We start from the raw sequence: 25,429 nt of genomic DNA, 5'->3' as shown, positions 1-25,429 counted from the left end.
AACCCACAGGTCGCGTCCGGATGAAGTCGGCAATCGGGGCGGGAACGACCACAGCGGGTCAGTCATGACCATCCAGACCACCTACAACACCGTCGAGATCCACGGCCGGACCGTGTTCTACCGGGAGGCAGGGTCTCTACCCGAACGCCACGTCCGTGCGGGCGCGCGCCGTGCCGCGGAAACTGCCGGGCGCCTGCCCGCGGTCCCGCCGGAAGGCGCGGCCGAACGCGTACACCGAGGTGTAGCCGACCGAGCGGGCGACGGACTCCAGGGTGGCGCCGGTGTCCCTGAGCCGGACCGCGGCGAGATCCATCCTCAAGCGCGTCAGGTAGCGACCAGGAGTCTCGCCGGCGACCGTGCGGAACCGGCGGGCGAGCGTGGTTCGCGACACCGCCAGCTCGGCCGCGAGCAGCTCCGTCGTCCAGGCTCTGGCCGGATCCTGGTGGAGTTTCGCTATCGCGACGCTCACCAGTGGATCGCTCAGCACGCCGAGCCAGGACCCGCGCGCCTCGGCCGGGTTCTGCGCCAGCCACACCCGCAGCAACTGCACGAGCAGGATGTCGACCAGCCGGCTGAGCACCACCGCCGTCGCGAGCTGGGGATGCGCCAGTTCCCGGGCCAGCAGGCGGACGGTGTCGTCCAGGCAGCTGCCACCGTTGTCCGCCCGGATGTGCACCAACTCGGGCAGTGAGGTGAGAACCTGGATGGACACCGCGGGGTCGTACTCGTAGGAGGCGCCCAGGACATGGGTCCGGATCTCGCCCGAGCCGAAGCGCAGCACGCTCCCCTCGGCCCGGGCTCGTTCGGCGATCCCGTGGTCGCAGGACGCGACCACGGCGTCCGGATCGCTGCTCAGGGTGTGTTCGGACCCGGTCGGCAGCAGCACGACGTCACCCGGCATCAGCTGCTCGGGCGGTCGGCCGGGCAGCCCGAGCCAGGCCGTGCCCGCCGTGACGGCGTAGAACGCAGCTCCGCTGATGCCGCTCCAGGAGATCCCCCAGGCCTCGGCGGCTTCGATCCGCGCGCCGAGTACACCGCGGACTCCGGCCACGGTGAGCACGTCGGCCAGCAGGTCCATGCGACCGAGAGTACCGGGGATGATCGCCGCGTGGCACGATCGGATATCTTTCAGCTATTTTCAGGCATCGATCGGCTCAACCGAAGCCCGTACGACGGCACCGTGACGGACACAATCGACTTCGACGGGATGAACCGCAAGGTCATCGCAGAGTTCCGCGCCAACGGCGGCAAGGCCGGCGGCGTCTTCGAGGGCAGGCCGCTGATCCTGGTGCACAACATCGGCGCCAGGTCCGGCGTCGAGCGGATCACGCCGCTGGTCTACTTCGGCGAGGGCGACCGGATCTTCATCTTCGCCAGCAAAGCCGGCGTCGACCAGAACCCTGCCTGGTATCACAATCTGGTGGCCAACCCGGATACCACGGTCGAACTCGGCACCGAGACCTTCGCGGTGTCCGCGCGGGTGCTCTCCGGTGCGGAGCGCGACGAGTTCTACGCCAAGCAGTCCGCCGTGCAGCCGCAGTTCGCCGACTACCAGCGCAAGACCAGCCGGATCATCCCGGTCATCGAACTGGTGCGCGTCTAGGGGGTGTCCCGTGGATCTTGCTCTCGCGATTGAAGATCCGCGGGACACCCCCTAGCTGGGCGCCCGGCCCTTGGCCACGGTGAGCAGGACCGCAGAGTCCGTGAGGGCGTCGAGCGAGTGCCGGGCGGGAGGGACGATGAGGAGATCCCCGGGGGAGCCTTCCCAGCCTTCGTCGCCTGCGCTGAGGCGTACCCGGCCGTGCAGGACGTGCACGGTGGCCTCGCCCGGGCTCTCGTGCTCGTCGAGGCCGTTGCCCGCCGCCAGCGCGATCAACGTCTGTCGCAGCACGTGTTCGTGGCCGCCGAACACGGTCTGTGCGCTGCGCCCACTGGAGGATTGCCGGGCCAGTTCCAACTGTTGGCGGGCGAGCGCGGTCAACGATGACTTCTCTGCCATGAGAGGACCTTCCGGCGCGTCGGGCGGATGCATGTCCTGCTCGTACCCCGCCTGAGCAGACGGCAAAAGGCTGTTTCGATAGTTGTACGCAAAAGTGTCCCGCCCGGCGATTGCCTCGAGACATACACGCGGAAGAGATTCCTGGGACCACGCGCAAGATTGGTTCCTGTTCTGCGGACATTCGTCCGGCGGGGCCGGGGCGAGCTGCGCGCCTCCGGCGAGGCCGGCCGAGCCCGCGCCCCGACGTCCGCGGCCGGCCATCGCCCACGAGCTGAGCACGGCCCCGCCGGCGGCCGGCCGGGCCGTGACCTATGCACACAGAGTCGCATGACTGAAGCGGGCGGGCCCTCGCCTACCTAGCGTCGCCTCGGCGTCGCGCCGTGAGCCGGATTCTGCGGACCGCGACGCACGAGGGGTGTCCGGGTAGGTGCGTAGTGCCGTGGGGACGGCAGACAGGAGGGTCCGAAGTGCTCAGCAGGAGAGAGTTTTCGCGGGTTCTGGCCGCATCGGTGGCGTCGGCTTCGGCATTGTCGCTCCCAGGTTGTTCGGCGGCGGCTCCAGCGGCGTCGGCGGCCCCCCGGATGAACACATCTTTCGCTTCCCTCAAGCAGGTCGACGCCGGGGTGTTGAACGTGGGGTACGCGGAAGCGGGTCCGGCCGACGGCCCCGCAGTCGTTCTTCTGCACGGCTGGCCCTACGACATCCACAGCTACGTCGATGTCGCCCCGGTACTGGCATCAGCCGGATATCGGGTGATCGTCCCCTATCTGCGTGGCTACGGGTCGACGTCCTTTCTTTCGCGTGAGACGTTCCGCAACGGGCAGCAGGCCGCAGTCGCCGTCGACATCATCTCTCTCATGGACGCCCTCAAGATCGACCGGGCGATCCTCGGCGGTTTCGACTGGGGATCGCGGACGGCCTGCGTGATGGCGGCGCTCTGGCCGGAGCGGTGCAAGGCGCTCGTGGCCGTGAGCGGGTATCTGATCACCAGCCTGAAAGCGAACCTGCAGCCACTGTCACCGGCGGCCGAGTGGGGATGGTGGTACCAGTACTACTTCTCCACGGAGCGCGGCGTGCGGGGCTACGACGAGAATCGACATGACTTCACCAAGCTCATCTGGAAGAACGCCTCGCCGAAATGGAACTTCGACGATGCCACGTTCGAGCGTACTGCCGCGTCCTTCGGCAACCCGGATCACGTCGCCATCGTCATTCACAACTACCGCTGGCGGCTGAGTCTGGCCCCGGGTGACCCGCAGTTCGACGCATTCGAGCGGACGCTCGCCGAGGCGCCGGTCATCACCGTGCCCACGATCACCGTCGCGAGTGATTTCGACGGTGCGAACGCGGACGGCGCCGCGTACCGCAAGCAGTTCTCGGGCACGTATTCGCACCGGTTCCTCAAGGATATCGGTCACAATGTGCCCCAAGAGGCCCCGCAGGAGTTCGCGCAGGCCGTCATCGACGTCGATCGTTCCTGACTGGTGGCTGGGCGGACCCGGGCTACGCGTGCCACCGTTCCGGGCCGCCGAAGCCGTGCTCGTCGTTCCAGGCGACGGCATCGACGGCGGTGGCGGTCTGCCCGGTCACGCCGCGCTGGCCCGCGAGATGCAGCGCCGCCGGGACGACGTGTTCGGGGCGCAGGTAGGGCGGGTTCACGAACCCGGTGGCGGCGCGCGCGGCGGCCATCTCCGCTGAGCCGGTGGTCATCGTCGGGCCGGGGATCAGGACGTTCGTGGCGATGTCGTGGTCGCGCAGTTCCGCGGCGAGGGAGAGGATCATGCTGGTCAGTGCGGCCTTCGACGCCTCGTAGGGCTGGTTGAGCCCCGCGGAGCGCTCGGCCCGCCACACTCCCGGCTCCACCACCCGGGTCATCGGGCCGATCGTGCCGACGGCGATGATGCTCCCGCCGCCCGCCCCGGCCAGCACCGGGACGAACCGGCGGATGACGGTGAGGGTGCCGATGACGTTGACCTCGAACATCGCCCGCCAGTCCGCGTCGCTCGCATCCACCACTGTGGACAGTCCGGTCGGTTCGAACAGGCTCCGCTGGCGCAGCGCCGCGTTGCAGACGACGACGTCGACGCGGCCGAACCGGTCGAGGGCGGCGTCCCGGGCAGCCGTGACGCTGTCGCCGTCGGTGATGTCGGCCGAGACGGCGAGGACGCGGTGGGGGTCGGGCCCCTCGAACGGCTCCGCGCCCACCGGGTAGCGATCCACGGCGACGACGGCGGCCCCCTCGCGCAGGAACCCGTTCGTCACGGCTCGTCCGATGCCACGGGCAGCCCCGGTGACGACCACGACGGGGTGGGGGAGCTCGGTCAACACCCCTCCTCTGCGCACATGTTCCCGGCCGGCGGGGCGCCGACGGCCCCGTCTCCGCCGGGGCCACCGCTCCCCCTAGGGTCCGCCGGGTGCGGTTACCGGGCGCCACTCTCGTCCTGCTGGCAGTTGCGCTCACTGCAGGGTGCGCCGGAGAGCCGTCGATCGACGAGCTCGGTGCCGGGTCCGGCGGCGTGAACGGCTCGGGGCGCACCACTGCCGTTCTGGAGAGGCTCGGGCCGCCGCCCGGCCCACCGCAGCCCGTCCCCGTCGAGATCCCTGCCGGCGCGCTGGCCTTCTTCCAGGCCCAGCAGACGTCGTGCTCGCAGTACGCCGGCCTGGCCGGGCGCGGCGACGCCACCTACCCGGAGGTCGAGGCCGAGCGGTTCGACCGGGCCGTCCTCGTTCGTGAGCTCGATCGCGACACGGCCCTCATCGAGGACGGCCGCGGGACCCGGCTGGTCGTCGACATGTGGAACACATCGGGAGTCGTGCTCCCGGCTTCCGGTCGGCCCGATGACGTGATGCCGGCGCCCTATCGGCTCGGCTGTTCGCCTGACGACTTCATCGGTACGTCCGGTTGACCCGGTGCACCGGGCGCCGCAAGCGGGTGTTGTCGTCGTGCCGGCGACTTGTGACACAGGGGTGGTCACCCAAGCAGTCCTGGCAGGTAGGTGGCGATCTCCGGCACCGCGATCAGGATGCCGAGCAACGCTCCCTCGATGACGATGTACGGCGCGATCCCGCGGAAGATGTCGCCGAGATCGAGCTCCGGTACCACCGACTTCATCGTGTAGAGGTTGAGCCCGACCGGCGGGGTGATCACCGCGATCTCCAGGTTGACCACCAGCAGCACGCCGAACCAGAGCGGGTCGAAGCCCAGCTCGGTGATCGCCGGTACCAGGATGGGGGTGACGACCAGCAGCAGTGACGCCGCGTCGACGAGGCATCCGAGCACGATCAGGATCAGCATGATCCCGATCATGATCACCGTGGGTGGGACGTCCAGCCCGACGACGAAGCCCGTCACCGCGTCCGGGACTCGTGCCACCACGAGCATCTGGGTGAACACGAACGCCGACCCGACGATTGCCAGCACCGCCGCGGTCACCTGCGCCGTGGAGACGAAGATCTTCTTGAGGTTGGTCCAGCCGAGCTTGTGGTAGATCGCGCCGGTGACGCCGAACGCGGCCAGCGCTCCGACGGCTGCCGCTTCGGTCGGGGTGGCGATCCCGGTGTAGATCGAGCCGAGCACCAGCGCGATCAGCACGAGCGCCGGCGAGATCCTGCCGAGGGCGGCAAAGCGGTCGCCCCAGGTGAACCGCTCCTCGTCGACCGGAGCGTTGGCCGGCGCCACCTTCGCCCGCAGCACGACGTAGCCGATCATCATGGCGGAGAGCAGCAGTCCCGGCAGGAGGCCGCCGGCGAACAGCGCAGCCACGCTCTCGCCGGTCACCGACGAGTAGAGGATGAACATCAGGCTCGGCGGGATGAGCATGGCCAGCGCCCCGGACGCGGCTACCGCCCCGCTGGCGAACGCCGGCTTGTAACCGCGCTCCAGCATCTCGGGCACCGCCATCCGCCCGATCACCGCGACGGAGGAGATCGAGACACCGGACATGGCACCGAACAGCGTGGACGAGCCGATCGCCGACGCGCCCAGGCCACCGGGCACGCGGTTGAACCACCGGTGCGCGGCGGCGAACAGGTCGCGGCCGAGCCCGCTGACCGCCAGCACCTCGCCGAGCAGGATGTAGAGCGGCGCCGCGACCAGCGCGTACTCCTGCAGTTGCGCCACCAGCGCGAGCGGGACGAGCGCCACGCCGGTGAGGCCGCCGAGGCCGAGCAGGCCCACGATGCCGGCCACCGCCAGCGCCACGAAGATCGGCGTGCGCAGCCCGATGAGCACGAGCAGCAGCACGACGGCCAACGTGACGATCGCTCCGTCGGCCATCACGGCGTCGCCCCCGGCGCCCCCGTCAACGGTGAAGCGCCCTGCTGCTCCGCCCGCGCGTCCACGTCGCCGGGCACGGCGGCCGGGACGTCATCGGTCGGGCGCGGCGGGAACAACAGTGCGGCGAGCACCAGGAACACCCCGGTCACGAACAGCACGGCGTCCGGTACCCAGAGCGGGATGTTGAACGTGCCTGCGCCGGTGAGGCCGCCGGCGTACGCCACGACCATCGCGCGGAAGGCGGTGACCGCAAGTACCACCCCGAGGAAACAGGTCGCGATCGTGGTCACGACGTCGGCGACCCGACGTGCTGCCGGTGGCAGCGCGCGGTGCACGAGATCCATCGAGATGTGGTGACCGGTGGCCCAGAGGTGCGGCACGGCCAGCATCGTGGCGACGAGGACCCCGACGGAGTTGAGGGGGTAGGCCCAGTCGGTCGGGGCGGCGAACAGGAAGCGGGCGAGCACGTCATAGGTGATCGTCAGCATCATGACGCCGACGACGGCCATCGCGACGACGGCCATCGCCCGCGTGCAGGCGAGCACCGCCCGCCTTGCCCTGGTCAGCACGGGAATCAGCTCCTCAGGCGTTCTCGATCGACTGCAGGGCTCTTGCGGCGACGGCGGGATCGTCCAGCAGGTCGTGCCAGCGGCCGTACACGGGCGCGACGGCCTCGCGGAACGCGGCCAGCTCTGCGCCGTCGGGCTCGACGACCCGGACCCCGCCCTCGGTCACGGCGGGCAGGTAGTCCCGCTCGTGCACACCGGCCATGACCTCGGTGCCGTCGCGGTAGAGCGCGCGCCCCGCCGCGTCGAGGGCGGCCCGCCGATCCGGCGGCTGGCCGTCGTACCAGTCGGCCCGGCAGTAGGCGTCCACCGTGTAGGCGCCGAAGTGCGCCCGCGTGGCATAGCGGATGATCTCCTGCAGGTCGCGGGACACCACGGTGCCGATGTAGCTCATGAGGCCGTCGATCGTGCCCCGCTCCAGTGCCTCGAAGACCTCCGACGAGCCCATGAACACGGGTGCTGCGCCGAGCGCCTTCACGGTCTCACCCTCGATCTCGCCCGCCACCCTGATCCGCAGCCCGCGGGCGTCCTCGGGCCTCAGGATCGGCCTGTCGACCGTCCACAGGTACTCGAACGTGCACGGCATGCCGCCGAGCAGTCGCACGCCCTGCCGCGCGAGCTGCGCGTTCACCAGCGCGAACAAGGGGCCGTCCGGGTCGATGGCGCGCCGCTGTTTCGCGAAGTCCTCGGCACCGAACGGGAGCTCCATCGCCCCGAGGATCGGGTAGCTCGACGACACGTACGAGCTTGTCTGGAACATGACGTCCGCGACCCCGAGCAGCAGGCCGGGCAGCAGCTCCTCGGCGCCGAGGAGGGTGCCCGAGTCGAACATCTCGCAGGTCATCGTTCCGCCGCTCTGCGCGGCGAGGGTGTCCATGAAGGTCTGGATGCCGGGGTAGAGGTCGTCGTAGGACGCCGGGATGTACGTGGCCGTGGTGATGGTGCCGGTGGCCGCCCCCGGCCCCGCGCACCCGGAAAGCGCCAGGCCGGCGAGCCCGGCGTACCCGAGGAACGACCGGCGCCCGATGGGCCGCCCGGTCATCGGAGCACCACCGTCCCGCACGCGGCCCGGCGGGTCATGCGTGCACCGCCCACGGTCCGGCGGGCCCCGGCCGGCGCAGCACGTCCATGGCCACGGAGGCTCCCCTCGTCGATGAAGTGAGGGGACAAGAGGTATCACCCGAACGGATGCGGCGGGAAGCACTACACGCCGACGACCCTCCGTGGGGCGGCCGCGGCCCCTCCCGGGGCCCGGAGGGCCCGCGGGAGCGGTGGGCGCGCTCAGGCTGGGGCGGGTTCGGGGGCGACGGTCCAGACGCGGCCGGTGTCGGCGCCGCCCAGGTGCGCCACCAGGCAGCGGGCCGTGTGTTCCGGCGTGATCAGGACACCGTCGGCGTGCATCCGGACGAACCGCTCGTGCAGGCCCTCGCCGATCTGCTCGGGATCCTGGCCCCGGATCCAGTCCTGCAGGGGGGTCTCGACGGCTCCCGGGCGGTAGACGTTCACGGTGACGCCGGAGTCGGCGAGCTCGGCCGCGAGGTTGAGCGTGTGGGCTTCGAGCGCCGTCTTCGAGGTGACGTAGGCGTTGCCGCCGATCATCGAGTCCGGCCGCGCGGCGGCGCCGCTGGAGACGTTGACGATGCGGCCGCGGCGCTGCGCCAGCATGCCCGGCAGCACGGCGAGGGTGAGAGTGGTGACCGCGACGAGGTTGACGGTGATCGCCCTCGCCCACTCCTGCGGGTCGACCCCCGCGGTCGGGCCGAGCGGCCACACGACCCCGGCGTTGTTCACGAGGGTGTCGATCGTGCCTGCGGCCTCGCGGGCGCGCTCCACGGCGGCACCGATCTTCTCCGGCTCCGCGAGATCCACCGGGATCTCGACGGGGGTGCCGCCGCGAGCCCGCACCTGTGCGGCGGTCTCGGCGAGCTCGTCGGGGGACCGGGCCAGTAGGGCGACGGTGACGCCGGGGCCGGCGAGCTCGACCGCGACAGCCCTGCCGATCCCGCGCCCGGCGCCCGTCACGACTGCGTTCCTCGGCGCGAACGTGGTGCTCATCGGGGCATCTGCCCGGCCATCGTACGTCCACCGACCTGCTCGCCCATGATCTCACTTCCTGTCTGGATGGTTCACTCCATTCGTACTCGCGAGCTCTGGATTGTCAACTCCGGAACGCGTGCCGGTGGCGATTCTGACGTCCGCAGGACGGGCGACAATGGAGTATGCGCTCCAGAAGGGACTAGGCTCCGACTGTGACACCAGAGTAGGCGGCGCTCTGACCGGCCTCGCCCTCTCCGCCTCGCTCCGCGACCGCTCCGCCGCCCGGCCCTGCTGATCAACGATCCCTGAGAGGTGACCGTGCCCACGATCATTGCCTTCGACGTGAACGAGACCCTGCTCGACCTCCGCGCCCTCGACCCGGAGTTCGAGCGGCTGTTCGGATCGGCGGCGCTGCGCGGCCAGTGGTTCGCGCAGATGCTGCAACTGTCGTTCGTCGGCGGTCTCGTCGACGACTACGTCGACTTCAGCAGCGCGCAGCACGCGGCGATGCTGATGCTCGCCGAACGCCACGGCGTCGCCGTCGGCGAGGACGAGGCCGCGGCGATGGTGCTCAGAATGAGCTCCCTGCCGGCCCACCCCGAGGTCCCGGCGGCCCTTCGAGCGCTGCGGGACACCGGCCTGGTGGCCGTCGCCCTCGTGAACTCCCTCGAGTCGGTGGGAGAGACGCAGTTGACGAACGCGGGTATCCGGGACTTCTTCGACCGCGTGATCTCCGCGGACGCCGTCAAGCGGCTGAAGCCGGCTCGGGAGCCGTACCAGGCCGTCGCCGACGCGTACGGAGTCCCGATCTCCGAAGTCCGGCTGGTCGCGGCGCACTCGTGGGATGTGACGGGTGCACTGGCCGCGGGTTGCCGGGCGGCGTTCGTGGCCCGCCCCGGAATGGTCCTGAGCCCGCTCGGGCGCCGGCCCGACATCGTCGGTCCGGACATCGCCGCTGTGGTCGACCGGATCATCGCGATGGACGCCGGCAGGCAGCGCCCCTGACCACGGTGCACGACCGGCACAGCCGCTGCGCCGAGGAGGGTGTCCGTGACCGCTCGCTGCGGGTCGCCTACCTGCGCGAGGTGGCGGCGCTGGCGGACCGGGCGGCGTCGCTGACGGCCTCCGGGCTGTCGGAGGAGGCGGTCGCGCGGATCCTGCACGCGGAGCGCCGGGCGCTGGCCGAGCGGTACAAGGGCCTGACCTCGCCCGCCCGGCGCGCGCGCCTGTACCGCCGGAACGTCGAGAGGTACGGCGACCCGCACGGGCCCACGGTCGAGTGCCTGCGCGCGGGCGGCCGGTCCTGGGCGGACATCATCGTGTCGTCCTCGCGCGCCGGCGCGCCCCCCGAAGGCTGAGCGGGCGCGGTCCACGGGCGGACCGAGCCCACGTCCTCGTCTCGTAAGACGCGCGCTCCTCGACGCGTGCCACGCTCGTCCTACAGCTGAATGGAGGGCGCACTTCAATGCATGAGTCCACCCCGCCTGCCCGGCGTGCACTGCGGGAACGCGTGGCGGCTGGCGTCGTCGCCGGCCTGGCCGGCGGTGTCGTCGTCGGGGTCGTCATGGCTTTCCAGGGCATGGTCGTGGGGGCGCCCGCGTGGTTCGGCTACGCGATCTACGCCCTGGTCCTGGGGGCGCTGCTCGGCGTGACCACCGGATCCGGGCACTCCCGGTCACCGATTGCCGAGTCGGCGTGTGGCGGGGTGCTGCTGGGTTGCGTCGGGTGGCTGCTCTACTCGCTCACGCTCGTCCCGCTGCTGGCTGGCCAGGCCCTGACCTGGTCGGCTGCCTCGGCGGTGGCGAGCTACCCGCTGCTCGTCGGCGACCTGTTGCAGGGCGGCCTGGCGGGTGCCCTGCTGGCGGTGCTCCTCTCGCTCCGGGCGCAACGGACAGCGGGGGCAGCGGCCCCACCGTCGCAGCCACTGGTCCGGATCGTGATCATCGGTGGTGGCTTCGGGGGCGTCAGCGCGGCCACGACCTTCGAACGGCTCGCCGTGCGCGGCGCCCCGGTCGACGTGACGCTGGTCAGTGACTCCAACTACCTGCTGTTCACCCCGATGCTCGCCGAGGTCGCCTCCGGGGCGCTGGAGGCGCGGCACATCAGCGCGCCGGTGCGGGCCTCGGCGTCCCACACGCGGTTCCGGCACGGGCGGGTCGACCAGGTGGACCCGGTGGCCCGGACCGTGCGCCTGGCGGACGGGGCGGGAACGATCGCCTACGACCACCTGGTGCTGGCCGTCGGTTCGGTGCCGCACACGTTCGGGCTGCCGGGCGTCGACCAGCACGCGTGGACCCTCAAGAACCTGTCCGACGCCACCCGGCTGCGCGACCACGTGATCGGTCTGCTGGAGCGCGCCGAGCAGGAGCGCGATCCCGCCGAGCGGCGACGGCTCCTCACGTTCGTCGTCGCCGGCGCCGGTTTCGCCGGCACCGAGACCATCGCCGAGCTGTACGACCTGGTGTTCGGGGTGATCCGGTTCTACCCCGCGATCGGCGAGCAGGACGCGCGGTTCGTGCTCGTGCACCCCGGCGACCGGATCCTGCCGGAGCTCGGGCCGGACCTCGGGGCGTACGCGCTGGAACGGTTGGAGGCCAGGGGGATCGAGTTCCGCGGCGGTACGCGCGTGGCCGAGGCGACCGCCGACCACGTCCGGCTCGCCGACGGCGACGAGATCCCGACGACGACGTTCGTGTGGACGGCGGGCAACCGTCCCGCGCCGCTCGCCGCCGATCTGTCCGGTACGGGTCGGCAGCTGCCCACCGATGCGCAGCTGCGCGTGCCGGACCTCGACGGGGTGTGGGCGATCGGTGACTGTGCCCGGATACCCGATCCCGGCCGGGACGGCGAGTTCTATCCGCCCACGGCCCAGCACGCCATCCGCGAAGGCAAGGTGGTGGCCGCGAACATCGTGACGAGCATCGCGGGCCGGGAACCCGGTGCCTTCCGCTTCCGCACGATCGGCGTGCTGGTGGCACTGGGGCACCGCACGGCTGCGGGGGAGGTGCGGGGCATCCGGTTCTCCGGGCTCGCTGCCTGGTTCCTGTGGCGCGGTGTCTACCTGGCGAAGCTGCCCGGCGTCGAGAAGCGGATCCGGGTGCTGTTCGACTGGCTGCTCGACCTGGCCTTCCCGCGCGACATCGTGGTCACGACGGACGCGAAGGCCCCCGTCCACGACGACGTCGTGGTGGGGAGCCAACGATGAGCACCGCCACCGTCACCGACGAGATCCCGCATCGGCGGGCGGCGATCGCGGGAGGTCTTGCCGGCGTCGCAGGCGGCGTGGTGTTCGGCGCGGCGATGGCGGTGTTCGGGACGCTGCCGACGATCGCCTCGATCCTGCGCACCGACTCCGCCGTCGTCGGGTTCATCCTGCACATGCTGATCGCGGTGATCATCGGAGCGGTCTTCGGCCTGCTCGTGATCCGGTTCCGCATCCGGGTGCGGGACATGCTGTTCTGGGGCCTGGTGTACGGCGCGGTCTGGTGGTTCCTCGGACCTCAGACGCTGCTGCCGTTGCTGCAGGGCATGCCGGTGGACTGGAGCGCCGCGCATGCCGAGACCCTGCTCCCGAGCCTGGTCGGCCACCTGTTCTACGGGGCGACCGTGGCCGGGGTATTCGTCCTGCTCCAGCGCGGCGTACGGACCGTGCGGCGCGTCCCGTCGGTGGGGTCCGTCGTGCGGGGCGCCGTTGCCGGGACGGCGTGTGCCGCGCTGCTGACCCGGGTTCCGGACTTCCAGAGCGGCTCGTGGGCCTGGCTGCTCACCGGGCTCGTCGCCGGTGTCCTCTATCCGTTGATCTTCACGGGCCGGCCCGAACCCACGGGGCCGGCCCTGGCCCGCGGCACGGTCTACGGGTTCGCGGCCTGGGTCGTGGTCGAGCTGACGCTGCAGCCGCTGGTGCGCGACGGGAGGCTCGGCTGGTCGCGGCCCGACGCCGCGTCCGTGGCGGGGCAGCTGCCCGGGTACCTGCTCCTCGGAGCCGGGACGGCCGTGGTGTTCACCTGGCTGGGGCTGTGGTTGCGCGGCCTGTTCCTCGACGACGTCCGCAAGATCGAGGTCGAGCCGCCCGGTGCGCGGGGACCACGAGCCACGGCGTACGGCGTGCTGGCCGGAGTCGTCGGCGGCCTGCTGTTCACCGTGGTGATGGTCCTCGTGGGCGCGCTGCCCACGGTGGCGAGGATCGTCGGTGGGCGGGGGACCTCGGTCGGGTTGGTCGTCCACCTGGTCATCTCGGCGCTGATCGGCGTCACCTACGCCGTGTTGTTCCGGCGCCAGAGCTTCGATGTCCTGTCCGGCATCGGGTGGGGCGTGTCGTACGGCTTCTTCTGGTGGGTTCTCGGTGACCTCACGCTGCTGCCCGTGCTGAGCGGTGGAACCCTCAACTGGGACCCCGCCACCCTCGCGACGCAGTTCCCGTCCCTCGTGGGGCATCTCGCTTACGGGACGGGGCTCGGGGCCGTCTACTACTGGCTCGAGGCAGGCATCGACCCGTGGTGGATGACCCGGAGCGACATCGAGGCGTCCCGGGTGACGGCCCGGCGCGAGCAGGTGCTCAGTGCCGCTCCCGCCGTGTGGGTGCTCACGGTCCTGGTCGCGGTGACCCTGCCGATCCTGCTCACCGGCGCGTAGTCGAGCCCCCGCGACGGTGCACCCCACCGTGATCGAGACCGGCGGGCCGGGTGCCAGAATCCGATGGCGACCCCTGTACCGCGACCGCATCGTGCTGGAGGCACAGTTTGAGCGAGGATCTGCAGACCGACGTCCTGGTGATCGGCAGCGGGCCGGCCGGTGGGGGTGCGGCGCTCGCGTTGGCGACGTTGGGCGTCCAGCACATGGTGGTCACGAAGTACAGCTGGACGGCGAACACGCCGCGGGCACACATCACCAACCAGCGGACGATGGAGATCTTCCGCGACCTGGGGATCGAGGACGACGTGCTCGCCCAGGCCACCCCGCACGACCTGATGGGCGAGACGGTGTTCTGCACCAGCCTGGTGGGCGACGAGATCGGGCGGGTCCGGACCTGGGGCACGCATCCGGCGCGGGAGGCGGACTACACGCTGGCCAGCCCGTCGTCGAACTGCGACATCCCGCAGACGTTCCTGGAGCCGATCGTGATCGGGCACGCGGCGTCGCGGGGCAGCCGGATCCGGTTCGACACCGAGTACGTCGGGCTGGTGCAGGACGCGGACGGCGTGACGGTGACGGTGCGGGACCGGGTCACCGGGCACCAGTACGACATCCGGGCGAAGTACGTGATCGGCGCCGACGGCGGGCGGAGCATGGTGGCCGCGGACGTCGGGTTGCCGTTCGAGGGCGAGATGGACGTCGCCGGCTCGATGAACATCGTCTTCCGGGCCGATCTCAGCCACCTCGTCGAGCACCGGCCGAGCGTCCTGTACTGGGTGCTCCAGCCCGGCGCCGACATCGGCGGGATCGGGCTCGGGCTCGTGCGCATGGTCCGGCCGTGGGACGAGTGGCTGATCGTCTGGGGCTACGACATCAGCCAGCCGCCGCCCGAGGTCGACGACGAGATGGCGATCTCGATCGTCCACGAGCTGGTCGGGGACGACACGGTGCCGGTGACGATCCGGTCCACGTCGCTGTGGGGCAACAACAAGATGTACGCCACCCGCTACCGGGCGGGGCGGGTGTTCTGCATGGGCGACGCGGTGCACCGGCACCCGCCGTCGAACGGGCTCGGTTCCAACACCTCGATCCAGGACGCCTACAACCTGGCCTGGAAGCTCGCCTACGTGCTGCGCGGCAGCGCGGGCGAGGCGCTGCTCGACTCCTACGACGCGGAGCGGACGCCGGTCGGGAAGCAGATCGTGCTGCGGGCCAACCAGAGTATCGAGGAGTTCGGCGCGATCTTCGAGGCGCTCGGGATCACCGGCACCGACGACCCGGAGGTGATGCGCCGCCACATCGAGGCGCGGGCCACGAACACGCCGGAGGCAGCGCGGCAGCGGGCCCAGCTGCGTGCGGCGCTGGAGCTGAAGAACTACGAGTTCAACTCCCACGGCGTGGAGCTGGGGCAGCGGTATTCCTCGGCGGCGGTGGTGCCCGACGGCACGCCCGAGCCGGAGTACACCCGTGACCCCGAGCTGTACCACCACGCCACCACCTGGCCGGGTGCGCGGCTGCCGCACGTCTGGCTGGGACGTGACGGTCGGCGGGTCTCGACGCACGATCTGGCGGGCAAGGGCCGGTTCTGCCTGTTCACCGGCATCTCGGGCGAGGAGTGGGCCGTCGCGGCCGCGAAGACGGCGCAGGACATGGGGCTGGAGCTCGTGGCGCACGTGATCGGCCCGGGCCGGGAGTACATCGACCTGTACGAGGACTGGGCACGCGCGCGGGAGGTCGGGGAGGACGGCTGTGTGCTCGTCCGGCCCGACGCGCACGTGGCGTGGCGTTCGGCGGGCCGGGTCGACGACCCGGCGGCCGAGCTGCACCGGGTGCTGTCCACGGTGCTCGCCCGCGGCTGCCCCCGGGATCGGTCAGGTCACCGGTAGGCGAGCGCCGTGCGGCTCGCCTCCCGGAGCACCTGCGCGCTCCTGTCCAGCAGTTCGCGCTCACCGTCGTCGAGCTTCGGTGCGATCGTGCGCAGGACACCGGCTGCGCCCAGCACCGAGGGCAGGGCCATGGTCACGCCGTAGTCGGCACGGAACGAGGCGACCGGCAGCACGGCGTGCTCGTCGGTGACGATCGCCTGGGCCAGCCGCCCGACCACGGCTCCGATGCCGTGCTGGCTGGCGCCGATGCCGTCGATGATCGTGATGTTGCCGAACCGCACCGTCGACTCGATGTGGCTGCGCATCTCCGCCGGGTCGTGGCCCGAGGCGGCGAAGACGTCCAGGACGGGAGTACCGCCCACCGTGGCGTTCGACCAGCAGAACACCTCCGACGTGCCGTGCTCACCGAGGACGTAGGCGTCGACGTCGCGGGTGGCGACGTCCAGTTCGCGGGCGAGATGGAAGCGGAAACGGAGCGAGTCGATGACGGTGCCCGTCGAGACCACGCGGTCGTGGCCGGCCAGCGCGCGGGCGAGGTCGGCCAGCGGGTCCGGTGGATCGGTCACGACCAGCAGGGTCGCCTCGGGAGCGGCCGCGACGACCGCGGGGACGATCTCCGCGTAGGCCGCGGCGTTCTGCGGGACGAGCACGAGCCGGCCGCGCGGGTCGTTGCGGTCGGTCGCCCCGCCTGCCTTCTCGTTGACGCCTGCGGTGACGATGACCAGATGCGCGCCGGTGAGCTCCTCGTAGCCACCCGCCCGCACGGTCGCCCCTGACACGAGAGCGGCGGCGTAGCCGGTGTCGGCGGCCAGGCCGGCGGCCTTCGCGCTGTCGAGGTCGACGACCACGATGTCGGCCGCGGCGTCGAAGGTGCGGATCAGGGCGGTCACGGTCGCGGCCCCGACCGCACCGGCGCCGATCACTCCGATCTTCATGACGTTTCCTCTCGGTAGCCAGGTGTAGGGAGTTCCCGGAAGCCAGGGCCGGTCCGCCGCCCGCACGCTCGGTGCACCGACATGAGGGAGCACCGAATGACCGGCATTGGCAGGCCGACCCGGGTCCTCGCGGAGCTGTCCCACGGGAGCCACGCGCTCGTCGACAACAACCCCGAGGCGGAGAAGAGCCTCCAGGAACCCGGCACCGAGAGCGCTCTGAGCCGGGTCGTGCACGAGTCCGTGAACATCGCCGAGTTCGTCGGGACGACGTCCTTCGGCTATCTGTTCGCCCGGCTCTCCGAGATGTTCCCCCACGAGCACCTGCCCAGCAGCACACCCGAGGAAACCAGAAGGACCGTCGACGCGCTCAACGCACTGGGCGATGCGATGGTCGATCGCGAGAACAGCACCGTCGCCATCGGGGACCCGGAGCTGCCGGCAGATGCGGTCCCCCGACGGCTGATCCCGGCAGAACTCGCGTGCGCCCCGGCCCGGATGTAGGGGGCGATGGGGACGATCGTGATCGTCGGCTTGACGGACCGCCTGACGACGTACTTGTATACAAGTGCTGCCACACAAGGTCGTGGCCGCTCCCGGCTGAGATCCGGGCGCCCGCGCTCCCCAACGCGCCGGCTGACGAGGCTGCCGCACCAGGCCACGGCTCGCTGAGCAAAGGAGCACACGATGAGCAACCACGCGCCCGCCGCGCCCGTGGGTGCCGCTACGAGATCGGTTCACGACCTGAGCCGGGCCGCGGTGTCCGGATGGCTCGGCACGGCCATGGAGTTCATGGACTTCCAGCTGTACTCGCTGGCCGCGGCCATCGTGTTCGACCGGTTGTTCTTCCCCGACGTCGCCCCGGCCGTCGGCCTGATCGCGGCGATGGCCACCTACGGCGTCGGATACGTCGCCCGCCTCGCCGGGGCCATCTACTTCGGACGGATGGGCGACCGGATCGGCCGCCGGAAGGTCCTGTTCCTCACGATCGCGCTGATGGGGATCTCGACCACTCTCATCGGTGCGCTGCCGCCGTACCAGTCGATCGGCCTGGCCGCGCCGATCCTGCTCGTCGTCCTGCGCCTGCTCCAGGGCTTCGGCGCGGGTGCGGAGATCGCCGGCGCCACCGTCATGCTGGCCGAGTACGCACCCCCGAAGCGACGTGGGCTGGTCGCCTCGCTCGCCTCGCTGGGCACCAACTCGGGCACGCTCGTCGCGTCCGGGCTGTGGGCCGTGCTCATCGCGGTGCTGTCCGACGAGCAGCTGCTCTCCTGGGGGTGGCGCATCCCGTTCCTCGCGAGCTTCGTCCTCATGATCTTCGCGGTGTGGCTGCGCCGGAACCTGCGGGAGAGCCCCGTCTTCGAGGAGCGCCCCGACGTGGTCGACGGCGCGGCGCTGCCCCGTGAGGAGGTGGCCGCCGCCGCGGAGCGGGAGCGACGGAGCGCGGTCGAGGCGGGGCTGCGCCAGCGCAAGGGCACGGCGTTCCTGCTCGCTCTCGGCCTGCGGTTCGGGCAGGCCGGGAACTCCGGTCTGGTGCAGACGTTCCTGGTCGGGTACCTCGCGACGACCCTGCTCGTCGACAAGTCGGTCGCGACCGGCTCGATCGTCTACGGCTCGCTGATCGGGTTCGCCACGGTCCCGCTGGTCGGCCTGCTGGGCGACCGGTTCGGCAGGCGCCCGCTGTACATCGGCCTGAGCGCGCTCACCATCGTCTTCGCGGTCCCGATGATGCTCATGCTGACCAGCGGCAACACGGCAGCGGTGATCGTCGCGATGGTCCTCGGCCTGAACATCGGTGTCCTCGGGCTGTTCTCCCTGGAGAGCGTGACGATGGCGGAGCTGTTCGGCTCGCGCACGCGGTTCACGCAGCTCGCGCTGGCCAAGGAGATCGGCAGCATTCTCACCACCGCGATCGGCCCGATCCTCGCGGCGACACTGACCGCGGTCACCCACCACTGGTGGCCCATCGCCGCGATGCTCGGTGTCTACTCGCTCGTCACGCTCGTGTCCGCGTACCTCTCCCCGGAGACCCGCGGCCGCGACCTGGTCCGGCTGGAGGACGCGGTATGAGGTCGGTCGTCGTGCACGGACCGGGTGACCTGCGGGTCGATGAGGTCCCCGACCCGGTACCGGGCGATGGCGAGGTGCTGATCGCCATGGAGTGGGGCGGGATCTGCGGTTCCGACCTCTCGTACTGGCGTCACGGCGCGTCGGGCACCGCCGTGCTGACGCAACCCCTGGTGCTGGGGCACGAGGTCGCCGGGCACATCGCCGGGCTGGGCCCGGGCGTCACCGGCCTCCCGGTCGGCCTGCCGGTCACCGTCCATCCGGCACGGCTGGTCGGAGACCCGGCGCTACCGGCACGCATCGCCGGACGCACCAACCTGCACCCACGGGTGCGCTACTTCGGGTCGGCGGCGTTCGACCCGCACACCGACGGCGGCTTCAGCGAGCTCAAGGTCGTGGCGGCCGGGCAGGTCCGGGTGCTGCCGGACGGCGTGAGCACGCAGTGGGGGGCGCTGGCCGAGCCGCTCGCGGTCGCACTGCACGCGGTGAGCCGCGCAGGTGACGTGCGCGGCCGCGAGGTCCTCGTCAACGGGGCGGGCCCGATCGGTTCCCTGGTCGTGGCGGCCGCGAAGTACCGCGGCGCGGCGCGGGTGATCGCCGCGGACATCGCCGACTCCTCGCTCGCCGTCGCCAGGGCCATGGGCGCCGACGACGTACGCAACGTCGCGTCCGGTGACCCGCTGCCCGAGGACGTCGAGGTGGTGTTCGAGGCCTCGGGTGCCCCGGCGGCGCTCGGGCCCGTGCTCCGGGCGACCGCGCGCGGCGGCACCCTGGTCCAGGTCGGCAACCTGCCCGGCGCGGCCGCCCCGGCCGCCCTCGGTGACCTGGTGACCCGGGAGATCGCCTGGCTCGGGTCCTACCGGTTCGTCGAGGAGATCAGCGATGCCCTGGCGGCGTTGCGCGGCGGTCTCGACGTCGCCCCGATCATCACGCACACCTTCGACCTCGACCACGCGGGCGAGGCGATGGCCGTGGCCGCCGATCCCGCCGGGGGGAGCAGCAAGGTGATGCTCCGGCTCGGGTGAGAGTGATCCGGTTCATCCATCTGGGTCCGGCGTCCGGCACGGCGTGACGTCACCGGATCACGGCACCGCGGGCGGGGGCCCGGTGAGGCGGTGGAGCCGGATCTGCGGGAGCCGGGTCGGTGTGGTCTCCACGGAGCGCCACGTCGCCCGCGCGGCATCGAGGAACTCGTCGGACAGCGGGCGCTGCGGATCGGAGATCCAGGCCGCGCCGCCACCGTCGAGCAGCCGGGGGAGCAGGTCGAGAAGCTGGTCGACGTTCCGCTGCCCGTACAGCACATCGGAGGCCAGTACGAGCTGCCACGGTGCACGGGCGATCAGCGGGGCGGGGTCGCTCCACGAACACACGGCGGTCTCGACGACTGCCGCGTTGTTCTCGGCGTTCACCGCGGCGAACGCGATCGCGTCGGCCGAGCGGTCGGTGGCCAGCACACGTCCGCCGGCGAGCGCGGCGGCGATGGCCGGCAGGCCCAGTCCGCACCCGAGCTCCAGCACCGAGGCACCGTGCCAGTCCTGTGCGGACACGGCGTGGGCGAGCTCGACGGCGCTCGGCCAGAGCTCCGCCCAGTAGGGCGGATAGGCCTCGTGGGTGGCGGTGTCCTCCTCGTACGGCAGCGCCGCGGCGTCGCGGGGGTGCACGAACCCGATCCGCCCGTGGTGCAGGGTGATCGACCCGGCCACGAGGTCCAGGCGCGGATCGGCAGCGGTGCGGTCCACCGGCTGCCGCGCCAGCCACGCCGGCGACGGCGAGTGGTCCTTCATCCGCGCCATTCTGCCTGGTGACGGTCACTGTGACGCCGGTGTGGGAGACGGTCAGGGGCGCTGCCCCACACCCTGCAAGGGCGCTGGACCGGTTCGCCTTCGGTCTGGACCTGGTCCTCGACTCCATCGCGGCGCGGATGTGACTGCCGGTGTGATGGTGGCGCGGCGGCCGGTACTTCCGCGTGTATTCGAGCGCGATCGGTCGACCGGCCGGAGCACGCTGGCGATGATGGCGCGGTGGCCTCCTCCCGTTCTCCCGACGATCGGGCCTTGCTGCTGTCGGTGTGGACGTCGGCGGTGTTCGCCGTGGTCGCGCTGGGGTGGGGGGTGGCCGCCGGCTCCCAGCTGATCGTGTTCGACGGGCTGTACTCGTTCGCGAGCGTGGGCTTGTCGCTGATCGCGGTACTGGCATTGCGCACCGCCCGCAAGGGCGCCGACGAGCGGTATCCGTGGGGCCGCGAGGCCTGGGAACCGTTGACCGTCGTCGTCAAGGCCACCGCGCTCGCCGGGCTGAGTGTCTACGCGCTGGTCGGTGCCATCGGGGAGATCCTCGCCGGGGGCCGCGACATCTCCGTCGGGTGGGCACTGGCCTACGGGATCGTCGCCACGGTCGCGGGCGGTGTCGTGTCGGTGGTGCTGCGCAGGCGCAGCCGCGCAGGCGGATCGGACCTCGTGCGCGCGGAAGCCGTCGAATGGCTGGGCGACACCCTGCTCAGCCTGGCCGTGCTCGCCGGCTTCGGCGCGGCCGCGGTGCTGGTCGCCAACGGCCGCGCCGACCTGGCCCGATACGTCGACCCCGTGATGGTCGCGCTGGTCTCGGCGGCGTTCCTCCCCGTGCCGGCCAAGCTCCTGGCGGGCGGGTTCCGCGAACTGCTGGCGATGGCGCCACCGCCGCACCTGCAGGCCCGGATCCGCGCCGTCGTGCGCGAGGTCGAGCGCAGCTACGGCTTCACGGAGTCGTTCGTCCGGGCGTCGAAGGTGGGCGGGCGGTTGGACGTGGAGGTCGAGTACGTGGTCGACGACGACTCCGCCGCGCAGACGGTGCACCAGTTCGACGAGGTACGGGCCGACCTCGAGGAGCGGTTCCGGGAGTTCGGGCAGCTGATCTCCATGTCGGTCGGGTTCACCGCCGACCGGAGATGGGCGATGTAGGCGCCACTACCCAGGCACGCAGCAGGCGGCCGCTTCCGTTTCCCGCAACACCGAGGTTAGGCTGCACTAAGTTGGAAGCGTCGGACAACGGGGGTGCAATGGCCGGCCAGCAGCGCGATGCCGTGGAGATGGTGGTCGTCGAGGTGCGACGCACGTCGACGAGCCTGGCCAGGGTGGTGTTCGGCGGGCCGGGCCTCGCGGACTTCGCGGTCTCGGACGTGCCGGACGAGGCCTGCCTCCTGCATCTGCCGTTGGCCGACGGGGGGCTCGACGAACACGGCCGGTGGTACACGATCCGGGCCTTCGACCCGGCGGCCGGGCGGCTGTCCTTCGACATCGTCACGCACGAGGGCGGGGTGGGGGCGAGCTGGGCCCGCCGCGCACGGGTCGGCGACACCGTGCGCATCTCCGTGCGCAACAGCTGGTTCCGCCGCCCCGCGAACGCCACCTGGCAGGTGCTTCTCGGGGACGTGGCAGCACTGCCGGCGATCGCCCGCATCGCCGAGACGGCCCCGCCCGGTATGCACACCGTTGCGGCGATCGAGATCTCCGATCTCGGCGACGAGATCCCGCTGCCCTGCACGATGACGTCCTGGGTGCACAACACCGACCTCGCTACGAGCAGCATGCTCGAGGAGATGGTGCGGGGGATCGGCCTGCCTGAGGGCCCCGGCTACATCTACGTGGCGGGGGAGTCGGCGGCCACCAGGGCGGTGCGGAAGTACCTGCGGCACGAGCGCGGGATGCCGGCGGGCAGCTACGGCGTGATCGGCTACTGGCGCCGCGACGCCGAGAAGTGGATGAAGATCTACGAGGAGGCTGAGCCGCAGTTCGAGCGCATCTGGCAGCAGGCCGAGGCCGCGGGCGGGGACGAGGAGGACGTCCTCGACATCTACGAGGCCAAGCTCGAGGACGCCGGGCTGCTGTGATCGCGAGAAGCCGGCGCGACCTGCTGCGCGGCGCCGGGGCCGTTGGGCTGACCGTGGCGCTCGCCGCGTGCGGTGCAGGCGGCGACGACGCGCCGGCTGGTCCGGGCCCTGCGGAGCGGGTGATCGGCCACAAGTTCGGCGAGGCCCGGATATCGGGTATGCCCCAGCGGGTCGTCACGGTCGGGCTGACCGAGCAGGACTACCTGCTGGCGCTCGGGGTGGTCCCGGTCGGGGTGCGGGAGTGGTTCGGCGGTCAGCCCGGCGCGCTGTGGCCGTGGGCCGCGGCGAAGCTCGATGGTGCCCCGCCGCCGCGGGTGCTGCCCGTGGACGAGGTCGACTTCGAGCAGATCGCCGCACTCGGCCCGGACCTCATCCTCGGCGTGAACTCGGGCCTCACCAGCACCGATCACGAGCTGCTCGCGAGGATCGCGCCCACGGTGGCCCAGCCGGCCGGCTATGCCGACTACGGCGCACCGTGGCAGCTGATCACCGAGACGGTCGGCACCGCGCTGGGCCGGCCTGCGGACGCACAGGCACTGGTGCCCGCCGTCGACCGGCAGTTCGAGAAGGCCCGCGCCGGGAACCCGCAGTTCGCCGGCCGCACCGCGCTGCTCGCCGCGCTGATGGACGACGGCTCGTTCTACGTCTACGCGGAGGGACCCGCGCCGAGGTTCCTGACCGATCTGGGGTTCACGATGCCGCCCGCGGCGGCCGCGCTCTTCACCGGCGACAACCGCGCACCGGTCATGCTCAGCCGGGAGCAGCTCGGGCTGCTGGAGGCCGACGTGCTCGTGCTCGGCCTCTACGGCGGCGACGCCGCAGCCGTCCTGCGCGACCCCGTGTTCGGGAAGCTGCCGGTCGCGCGGCAGGGCCGGGCGGTGATGCTGTCCCAGATGAGCCTGGCCAACGGCGCCCTGACCTTCGGTTCGGTGCTCAGCCTCCCGGCGGCACTCACGGAGCTGGTTCCGCGGCTGTCCACCGCTCTCGACGGTGACCCGGCCACCGTCGTGAGCCCCGCACCCTGACGCGCCTGACGGGCCGCTACCGGTGCACCGGCGGGAGCACACGGCAGGAGCACGAGACCTCGCGCTCCTGCCGCGCCGCTTCGGCGTGGCGCAGGGCTCAGCTGTCGAGCAGGGTGCGCACCCGGGCGGCGAAGGCAGCCCGCGCCCCACGCGGGGTGAGCTGCTGCTCGGTACCGGCGTAGGACAGGACGAACGGGCCGACCTGCTGGACGACGTCGCCGAGCCCGGTCGCGAAGCTGACCGCGGCGGCCTCGTCGGGCCACTGGTACACCGACACCGCGTCCGTGGTGATCAGCTGCTCGCAGCCGGTCGGTTCACACGTGCCCGTGTTGTCGCGCTGGTTGCCGACCGGGAACAGCGGGCCCAGTGCGTCGACGACGTTCTGAGCGGTCGGCCCGGTCGAACCACAGCCGGCGAGCAGTGCGGCCAGCGTGGCAACGACCAGGGTGATACGTCCGATCTGCGTCACGCTTGATCATCTACGCCCACCCGCAGGTCGTTACCGTCCGTGCGGGTCCGATCCGCAGACGGTGTCGGGTCAGATCGCCCCGACCGCGGCGGCCGCCACCTCGTGGTCCTGCTGCGGGGAACCGCCTCCGGCGCCGACGGCGCCGATCACCACACCCGCACTGTCGGTCACCGGGACGGCGCCGCCGACGAACGCGAGCGGCAGGACGGCGGAGGTCTGGATGGTGTACAGCGGAGCGCCCGGCTGCACGGCACCGGCGAGGTCGGCGGTCGGGGCACCGAAGTAGACCGCGGTGCGCGCCTTCGCGACCGACGTGTCGACCGAAGCCAGCGCCGCGCCGTCCATCCGGGTCACGTGCACCACGTTCCCGCCGCCGTCCACGACCGTGATCGTGTAGGGGACGCCGATCTCCTCGGCCTTCTCCAGAGCGGCGAGCGTGAGGTGGCGGGCGGTCTCCAACGGCAAGGTCACCGGAGAGATGTGGGCCATGGTCCTGGTCATTCGAGGTTCTCCTTGTTGCTGTTTTCGTCGGATCGATCGGTTCATGGCGCGATTCGGGCGGCGAGGTTCAGGACGAGACGTCGATGAGCACCTTGCCGACCCAGTGGTGCTCGACCGCCTCATGTGCTTCGCGGGTGCGTTCGAGCGGGAAGCGCGCAAGCGGCAGGCCGTGCTGCTCGCCGACGTCGAACGCACGGGCGGCGACGGCGGCGCTGACGGCGGCTACGGCACCGTCTTTCTGCTGCACCGACGTCGTGTAGGTCAGGATGAACTGGAACTGCACGTTCTTGACCATGCTGGCGGACCACGGGATCGGAATCGTCCGTCCCCGGCCGGCCGTGTACAGGGCGATGGTTCCGCCAGGGGCGACCATCTCCACGTCGAGATCGAGGTTCTCCGTCGGAGCCACCTCGACGATGACGTCCAGGCCGTCCCTGGTCGTCCGGCGCACCGCCGCAGCCACGTCATCGCTCGCCCGGATCACGTGGTCTGCCCCCGCGGCGGAGGCCAGCGTCGCCTTGGCGTCGCTGGTGACCGTCGTGAGTACCTGGGCGCCCGCCCACTTGGCCAGCTGGATGGCGGCGTTGCCGACGGCACCGGCCCCGCCCACGACGAGCACCGCCTTGCCCTTCAGCGCGCCGGGCGCCAGCCGGGCCGGCCCGTCCGCGGCGCAGGTCAGGGCCCGGTGCGCGGTGAGGGCCGGAATGCCCAGCGCGGCGCCGACGTCGAACGACACCCCGTCCGGGAGCGGCACGACGTGGCGGCGCGGCAGGACCACGTACTCCTGGGCGGTTCCGTCCGAACGCAACCAGGCCGCGTCCCACATCCAGACGCGGTCTCCGACCGCCAGGTCGGAGACGCCCGTACCGACGGCATCGACGAAGCCGGCCCCGTCCTGGTTGGGGACGTGCGGGCCTGCGGTGCCGTCGGTGGTGCCCCTGCCGGAGCGGGCACCGATGTCGGTGGGGTTGACTCCCGACACGACCACCCGCACGCGGACCTCTCCCGGTCCCGCGACCGGGATCTGACGCTCCACCAGGTGCAGCACGCTGGCCGGTCCGGGGTCGGTGAACATCACCGCTCGCACTGGAATGTCCTCTCGACGGGGTTCACGATGTCGCGCATTTCCGAGTCTGGGTGAGGCAGTGCGCCCGGCCATCCGTCGTTCGACTGG

At 71.4% G+C, this 25,429-nt stretch carries 27 protein-coding genes; 15 read left to right on the top strand and 12 right to left on the bottom strand.

Going from position 1 to position 25,429, the window contains the following annotated elements:
• Positions 1 to 136: 136 nt before the first annotated feature.
• Positions 137 to 1,078 (bottom strand): AraC family transcriptional regulator, encoded by a 942-nt coding sequence (locus tag AC5L35_RS05960; RefSeq protein WP_495058527.1) that lies wholly within the window; start codon positions 1,076 to 1,078, stop codon positions 137 to 139.
• A 129-nt stretch (positions 1,079 to 1,207) separates the two neighbouring features.
• Here AC5L35_RS05960 and AC5L35_RS05955 point away from each other — a divergent pair, with 129 nt between their 5' ends.
• Positions 1,208 to 1,603 (top strand): nitroreductase family deazaflavin-dependent oxidoreductase, encoded by a 396-nt coding sequence (locus tag AC5L35_RS05955; RefSeq protein WP_495058697.1) that lies wholly within the window; start codon positions 1,208 to 1,210, stop codon positions 1,601 to 1,603.
• Positions 1,604 to 1,654: 51 nt separating this feature from the next.
• Here AC5L35_RS05955 and AC5L35_RS05950 read toward each other — a convergent pair whose 3' ends face one another.
• Positions 1,655 to 1,999: a cupin domain-containing protein gene (locus AC5L35_RS05950; protein ID WP_495058526.1), complete on the bottom strand. Its 345-nt coding sequence runs from the start codon at positions 1,997 to 1,999 to the stop codon at positions 1,655 to 1,657.
• A 467-nt stretch (positions 2,000 to 2,466) separates the two neighbouring features.
• Between AC5L35_RS05950 and AC5L35_RS05945 the strand changes: the two genes are divergently transcribed.
• Entirely contained in the window at positions 2,467 to 3,480 is a 1,014-nt protein-coding gene (locus AC5L35_RS05945) for an alpha/beta fold hydrolase (protein ID WP_495058525.1), read from the top strand.
• A 22-nt stretch (positions 3,481 to 3,502) separates the two neighbouring features.
• Here AC5L35_RS05945 and AC5L35_RS05940 read toward each other — a convergent pair whose 3' ends face one another.
• On the bottom strand, positions 3,503 to 4,324 hold the full coding sequence (locus AC5L35_RS05940) for an SDR family NAD(P)-dependent oxidoreductase (protein WP_495058524.1): 822 nt from the start codon (positions 4,322 to 4,324) through the stop codon (positions 3,503 to 3,505).
• A gap of 89 nt (positions 4,325 to 4,413) precedes the next feature.
• Here AC5L35_RS05940 and AC5L35_RS05935 point away from each other — a divergent pair, with 89 nt between their 5' ends.
• The gene (locus tag AC5L35_RS05935; protein ID WP_495058523.1) at positions 4,414 to 4,905 is read left to right on the top strand and encodes a hypothetical protein; all 492 of its coding nucleotides are present in this window, start codon (positions 4,414 to 4,416) and stop codon (positions 4,903 to 4,905) included.
• 65 nt (positions 4,906 to 4,970) lie between these two features.
• Here the strand turns inward: AC5L35_RS05935 and AC5L35_RS05930 are convergent, their stop codons facing one another.
• The 4 genes from AC5L35_RS05930 to AC5L35_RS05915 all read right to left on the bottom strand — a co-directional run bounded on the left by AC5L35_RS05930 (position 4,971) and on the right by AC5L35_RS05915 (position 8,896).
• Positions 4,971 to 6,275 carry a TRAP transporter large permease gene (locus AC5L35_RS05930; protein ID WP_495058522.1) on the bottom strand — a complete coding sequence of 435 codons (1,305 nt, stop codon included), beginning with the start codon at positions 6,273 to 6,275 and terminating at the stop codon, positions 4,971 to 4,973.
• A complete protein-coding gene (locus AC5L35_RS05925) occupies positions 6,275 to 6,844 on the bottom strand; it encodes a TRAP transporter small permease (RefSeq protein WP_495058521.1) in 570 nt (189 codons plus the stop codon). The genes AC5L35_RS05930 and AC5L35_RS05925 overlap by 1 nt, the downstream gene beginning before the upstream one ends.
• 13 nt (positions 6,845 to 6,857) lie before the next feature.
• The gene (locus tag AC5L35_RS05920; protein ID WP_495058520.1) at positions 6,858 to 7,883 is read right to left on the bottom strand and encodes a TRAP transporter substrate-binding protein; all 1,026 of its coding nucleotides are present in this window, start codon (positions 7,881 to 7,883) and stop codon (positions 6,858 to 6,860) included.
• A gap of 239 nt (positions 7,884 to 8,122) precedes the next feature.
• Positions 8,123 to 8,896, bottom strand: a complete 774-nt coding sequence (locus AC5L35_RS05915) for an SDR family NAD(P)-dependent oxidoreductase (RefSeq protein WP_495058519.1) — start codon at positions 8,894 to 8,896, stop codon at positions 8,123 to 8,125.
• A 300-nt stretch (positions 8,897 to 9,196) separates the two neighbouring features.
• Between AC5L35_RS05915 and AC5L35_RS05910 the strand changes: the two genes are divergently transcribed.
• From AC5L35_RS05910 to AC5L35_RS05890, 5 genes are all read left to right on the top strand, one after another.
• The gene (locus AC5L35_RS05910) at positions 9,197 to 9,883 is read left to right on the top strand and encodes a haloacid dehalogenase type II (RefSeq protein ID WP_495058518.1); all 687 of its coding nucleotides are present in this window, start codon (positions 9,197 to 9,199) and stop codon (positions 9,881 to 9,883) included.
• A gap of 5 nt (positions 9,884 to 9,888) precedes the next feature.
• Positions 9,889 to 10,236 carry a hypothetical protein gene (locus AC5L35_RS05905; protein WP_495058517.1) on the top strand — a complete coding sequence of 116 codons (348 nt, stop codon included), beginning with the start codon at positions 9,889 to 9,891 and terminating at the stop codon, positions 10,234 to 10,236.
• Between the two features lie 107 nt (positions 10,237 to 10,343).
• Entirely contained in the window at positions 10,344 to 12,083 is a 1,740-nt protein-coding gene (locus tag AC5L35_RS05900; protein WP_495058516.1) for an NAD(P)/FAD-dependent oxidoreductase, read from the top strand.
• On the top strand, positions 12,080 to 13,510 hold the full coding sequence (locus tag AC5L35_RS05895; RefSeq protein WP_495058515.1) for a hypothetical protein: 1,431 nt from the start codon (positions 12,080 to 12,082) through the stop codon (positions 13,508 to 13,510). The genes AC5L35_RS05900 and AC5L35_RS05895 overlap by 4 nt, the downstream gene beginning before the upstream one ends.
• 107 nt (positions 13,511 to 13,617) lie before the next feature.
• Entirely contained in the window at positions 13,618 to 15,396 is a 1,779-nt protein-coding gene (locus AC5L35_RS05890) for an FAD-dependent oxidoreductase (protein WP_495058514.1), read from the top strand.
• Here the strand turns inward: AC5L35_RS05890 and AC5L35_RS05885 are convergent.
• Positions 15,387 to 16,331: a lactate/malate family dehydrogenase gene (locus AC5L35_RS05885; RefSeq protein WP_495058513.1), complete on the bottom strand. Its 945-nt coding sequence runs from the start codon at positions 16,329 to 16,331 to the stop codon at positions 15,387 to 15,389. The genes AC5L35_RS05890 and AC5L35_RS05885 overlap by 10 nt on opposite strands.
• A gap of 96 nt (positions 16,332 to 16,427) precedes the next feature.
• On the opposite strand from AC5L35_RS05885, the gene AC5L35_RS05880 reads away from it, so the two are divergent.
• The 3 genes from AC5L35_RS05880 (at position 16,428) to AC5L35_RS05870 (ending at position 19,420) form a co-directional block, all read left to right on the top strand.
• Complete coding sequence (locus tag AC5L35_RS05880) at positions 16,428 to 16,832, top strand: hypothetical protein (RefSeq protein ID WP_495058512.1); 405 nt, start codon at positions 16,428 to 16,430, stop codon at positions 16,830 to 16,832.
• A 183-nt stretch (positions 16,833 to 17,015) separates the two neighbouring features.
• Positions 17,016 to 18,398 (top strand): MFS transporter, encoded by a 1,383-nt coding sequence (locus AC5L35_RS05875; protein ID WP_495058511.1) that lies wholly within the window; start codon positions 17,016 to 17,018, stop codon positions 18,396 to 18,398.
• Complete coding sequence (locus AC5L35_RS05870) at positions 18,395 to 19,420, top strand: L-idonate 5-dehydrogenase (RefSeq protein WP_495058510.1); 1,026 nt, start codon at positions 18,395 to 18,397, stop codon at positions 19,418 to 19,420. The genes AC5L35_RS05875 and AC5L35_RS05870 overlap by 4 nt, the downstream gene beginning before the upstream one ends.
• A gap of 57 nt (positions 19,421 to 19,477) precedes the next feature.
• Here AC5L35_RS05870 and AC5L35_RS05865 read toward each other — a convergent pair whose 3' ends face one another.
• Positions 19,478 to 20,179: a class I SAM-dependent methyltransferase gene (locus AC5L35_RS05865; RefSeq protein WP_495058509.1), complete on the bottom strand. Its 702-nt coding sequence runs from the start codon at positions 20,177 to 20,179 to the stop codon at positions 19,478 to 19,480.
• A 17-nt stretch (positions 20,180 to 20,196) separates the two neighbouring features.
• Here AC5L35_RS05865 and AC5L35_RS05860 point away from each other — a divergent pair, with 17 nt between their 5' ends.
• From AC5L35_RS05860 to AC5L35_RS05845, 4 genes are all read left to right on the top strand, one after another.
• On the top strand, positions 20,197 to 20,322 hold the full coding sequence (locus AC5L35_RS05860) for a hypothetical protein (RefSeq protein ID WP_495058508.1): 126 nt from the start codon (positions 20,197 to 20,199) through the stop codon (positions 20,320 to 20,322).
• A gap of 94 nt (positions 20,323 to 20,416) precedes the next feature.
• Positions 20,417 to 21,331, top strand: a complete 915-nt coding sequence (locus tag AC5L35_RS05855) for a cation diffusion facilitator family transporter (protein WP_495058507.1) — start codon at positions 20,417 to 20,419, stop codon at positions 21,329 to 21,331.
• A 71-nt stretch (positions 21,332 to 21,402) separates the two neighbouring features.
• Entirely contained in the window at positions 21,403 to 22,260 is an 858-nt protein-coding gene (locus AC5L35_RS05850) for a siderophore-interacting protein (RefSeq protein ID WP_495058506.1), read from the top strand.
• Positions 22,257 to 23,285, top strand: a complete 1,029-nt coding sequence (locus AC5L35_RS05845; protein ID WP_495058505.1) for an iron-siderophore ABC transporter substrate-binding protein — start codon at positions 22,257 to 22,259, stop codon at positions 23,283 to 23,285. Before AC5L35_RS05850 ends, AC5L35_RS05845 begins: the two co-directional genes overlap by 4 nt.
• Positions 23,286 to 23,382: 97 nt before the next feature.
• On the opposite strand, the gene AC5L35_RS05840 is transcribed toward AC5L35_RS05845, so the two are convergent.
• The 3 genes from AC5L35_RS05840 to AC5L35_RS05830 all read right to left on the bottom strand — a co-directional run bounded on the left by AC5L35_RS05840 (position 23,383) and on the right by AC5L35_RS05830 (position 25,342).
• Complete coding sequence (locus AC5L35_RS05840) at positions 23,383 to 23,754, bottom strand: hypothetical protein (protein ID WP_495058504.1); 372 nt, start codon at positions 23,752 to 23,754, stop codon at positions 23,383 to 23,385.
• 69 nt (positions 23,755 to 23,823) lie between these two features.
• On the bottom strand, positions 23,824 to 24,255 hold the full coding sequence (locus tag AC5L35_RS05835; RefSeq protein WP_495058503.1) for a GlcG/HbpS family heme-binding protein: 432 nt from the start codon (positions 24,253 to 24,255) through the stop codon (positions 23,824 to 23,826).
• A 67-nt stretch (positions 24,256 to 24,322) separates the two neighbouring features.
• Entirely contained in the window at positions 24,323 to 25,342 is a 1,020-nt protein-coding gene (locus AC5L35_RS05830) for an NADPH:quinone reductase (protein ID WP_495058502.1), read from the bottom strand.
• Between the last annotated feature and the right edge of the window lie 87 nt (positions 25,343 to 25,429).

It is taken from the genome of Pseudonocardia sp. OZ21 (assembly GCF_059359135.1).
Note: the sequence above shows the minus strand (reverse complement) of the source record. Positions and strands in the feature narration are given on the sequence as shown.

What these genes read in the sequence shown, in the direction of transcription:
- AC5L35_RS05960 (WP_495058527.1), bottom strand. Translation starts at nt 1,078, where the DNA reads ATGGACCTGCTGGCCGACGTGCTCACCGTGGCCGGAGTCCGCGGTGTA.
- AC5L35_RS05955 (WP_495058697.1), top strand. Translation starts at nt 1,208, where the DNA reads ATGAACCGCAAGGTCATCGCAGAGTTCCGCGCCAACGGCGGCAAGGCC.
- AC5L35_RS05950 (WP_495058526.1), bottom strand. Translation starts at nt 1,999, where the DNA reads ATGGCAGAGAAGTCATCGTTGACCGCGCTCGCCCGCCAACAGTTGGAA.
- AC5L35_RS05930 (WP_495058522.1), bottom strand. Translation starts at nt 6,275, where the DNA reads ATGGCCGACGGAGCGATCGTCACGTTGGCCGTCGTGCTGCTGCTCGTG.
- AC5L35_RS05920 (WP_495058520.1), bottom strand. Translation starts at nt 7,883, where the DNA reads ATGACCGGGCGGCCCATCGGGCGCCGGTCGTTCCTCGGGTACGCCGGG.
- AC5L35_RS05915 (WP_495058519.1), bottom strand. Translation starts at nt 8,896, where the DNA reads ATGAGCACCACGTTCGCGCCGAGGAACGCAGTCGTGACGGGCGCCGGG.
- AC5L35_RS05900 (WP_495058516.1), top strand. Translation starts at nt 10,344, where the DNA reads ATGCATGAGTCCACCCCGCCTGCCCGGCGTGCACTGCGGGAACGCGTG.
- AC5L35_RS05895 (WP_495058515.1), top strand. Translation starts at nt 12,080, where the DNA reads ATGAGCACCGCCACCGTCACCGACGAGATCCCGCATCGGCGGGCGGCG.
- AC5L35_RS05885 (WP_495058513.1), bottom strand. Translation starts at nt 16,331, where the DNA reads ATGAAGATCGGAGTGATCGGCGCCGGTGCGGTCGGGGCCGCGACCGTG.
- AC5L35_RS05880 (WP_495058512.1), top strand. Translation starts at nt 16,428, where the DNA reads ATGACCGGCATTGGCAGGCCGACCCGGGTCCTCGCGGAGCTGTCCCAC.
- AC5L35_RS05875 (WP_495058511.1), top strand. Translation starts at nt 17,016, where the DNA reads ATGAGCAACCACGCGCCCGCCGCGCCCGTGGGTGCCGCTACGAGATCG.
- AC5L35_RS05870 (WP_495058510.1), top strand. Translation starts at nt 18,395, where the DNA reads ATGAGGTCGGTCGTCGTGCACGGACCGGGTGACCTGCGGGTCGATGAG.
- AC5L35_RS05865 (WP_495058509.1), bottom strand. Translation starts at nt 20,179, where the DNA reads ATGAAGGACCACTCGCCGTCGCCGGCGTGGCTGGCGCGGCAGCCGGTG.
- AC5L35_RS05835 (WP_495058503.1), bottom strand. Translation starts at nt 24,255, where the DNA reads ATGACCAGGACCATGGCCCACATCTCTCCGGTGACCTTGCCGTTGGAG.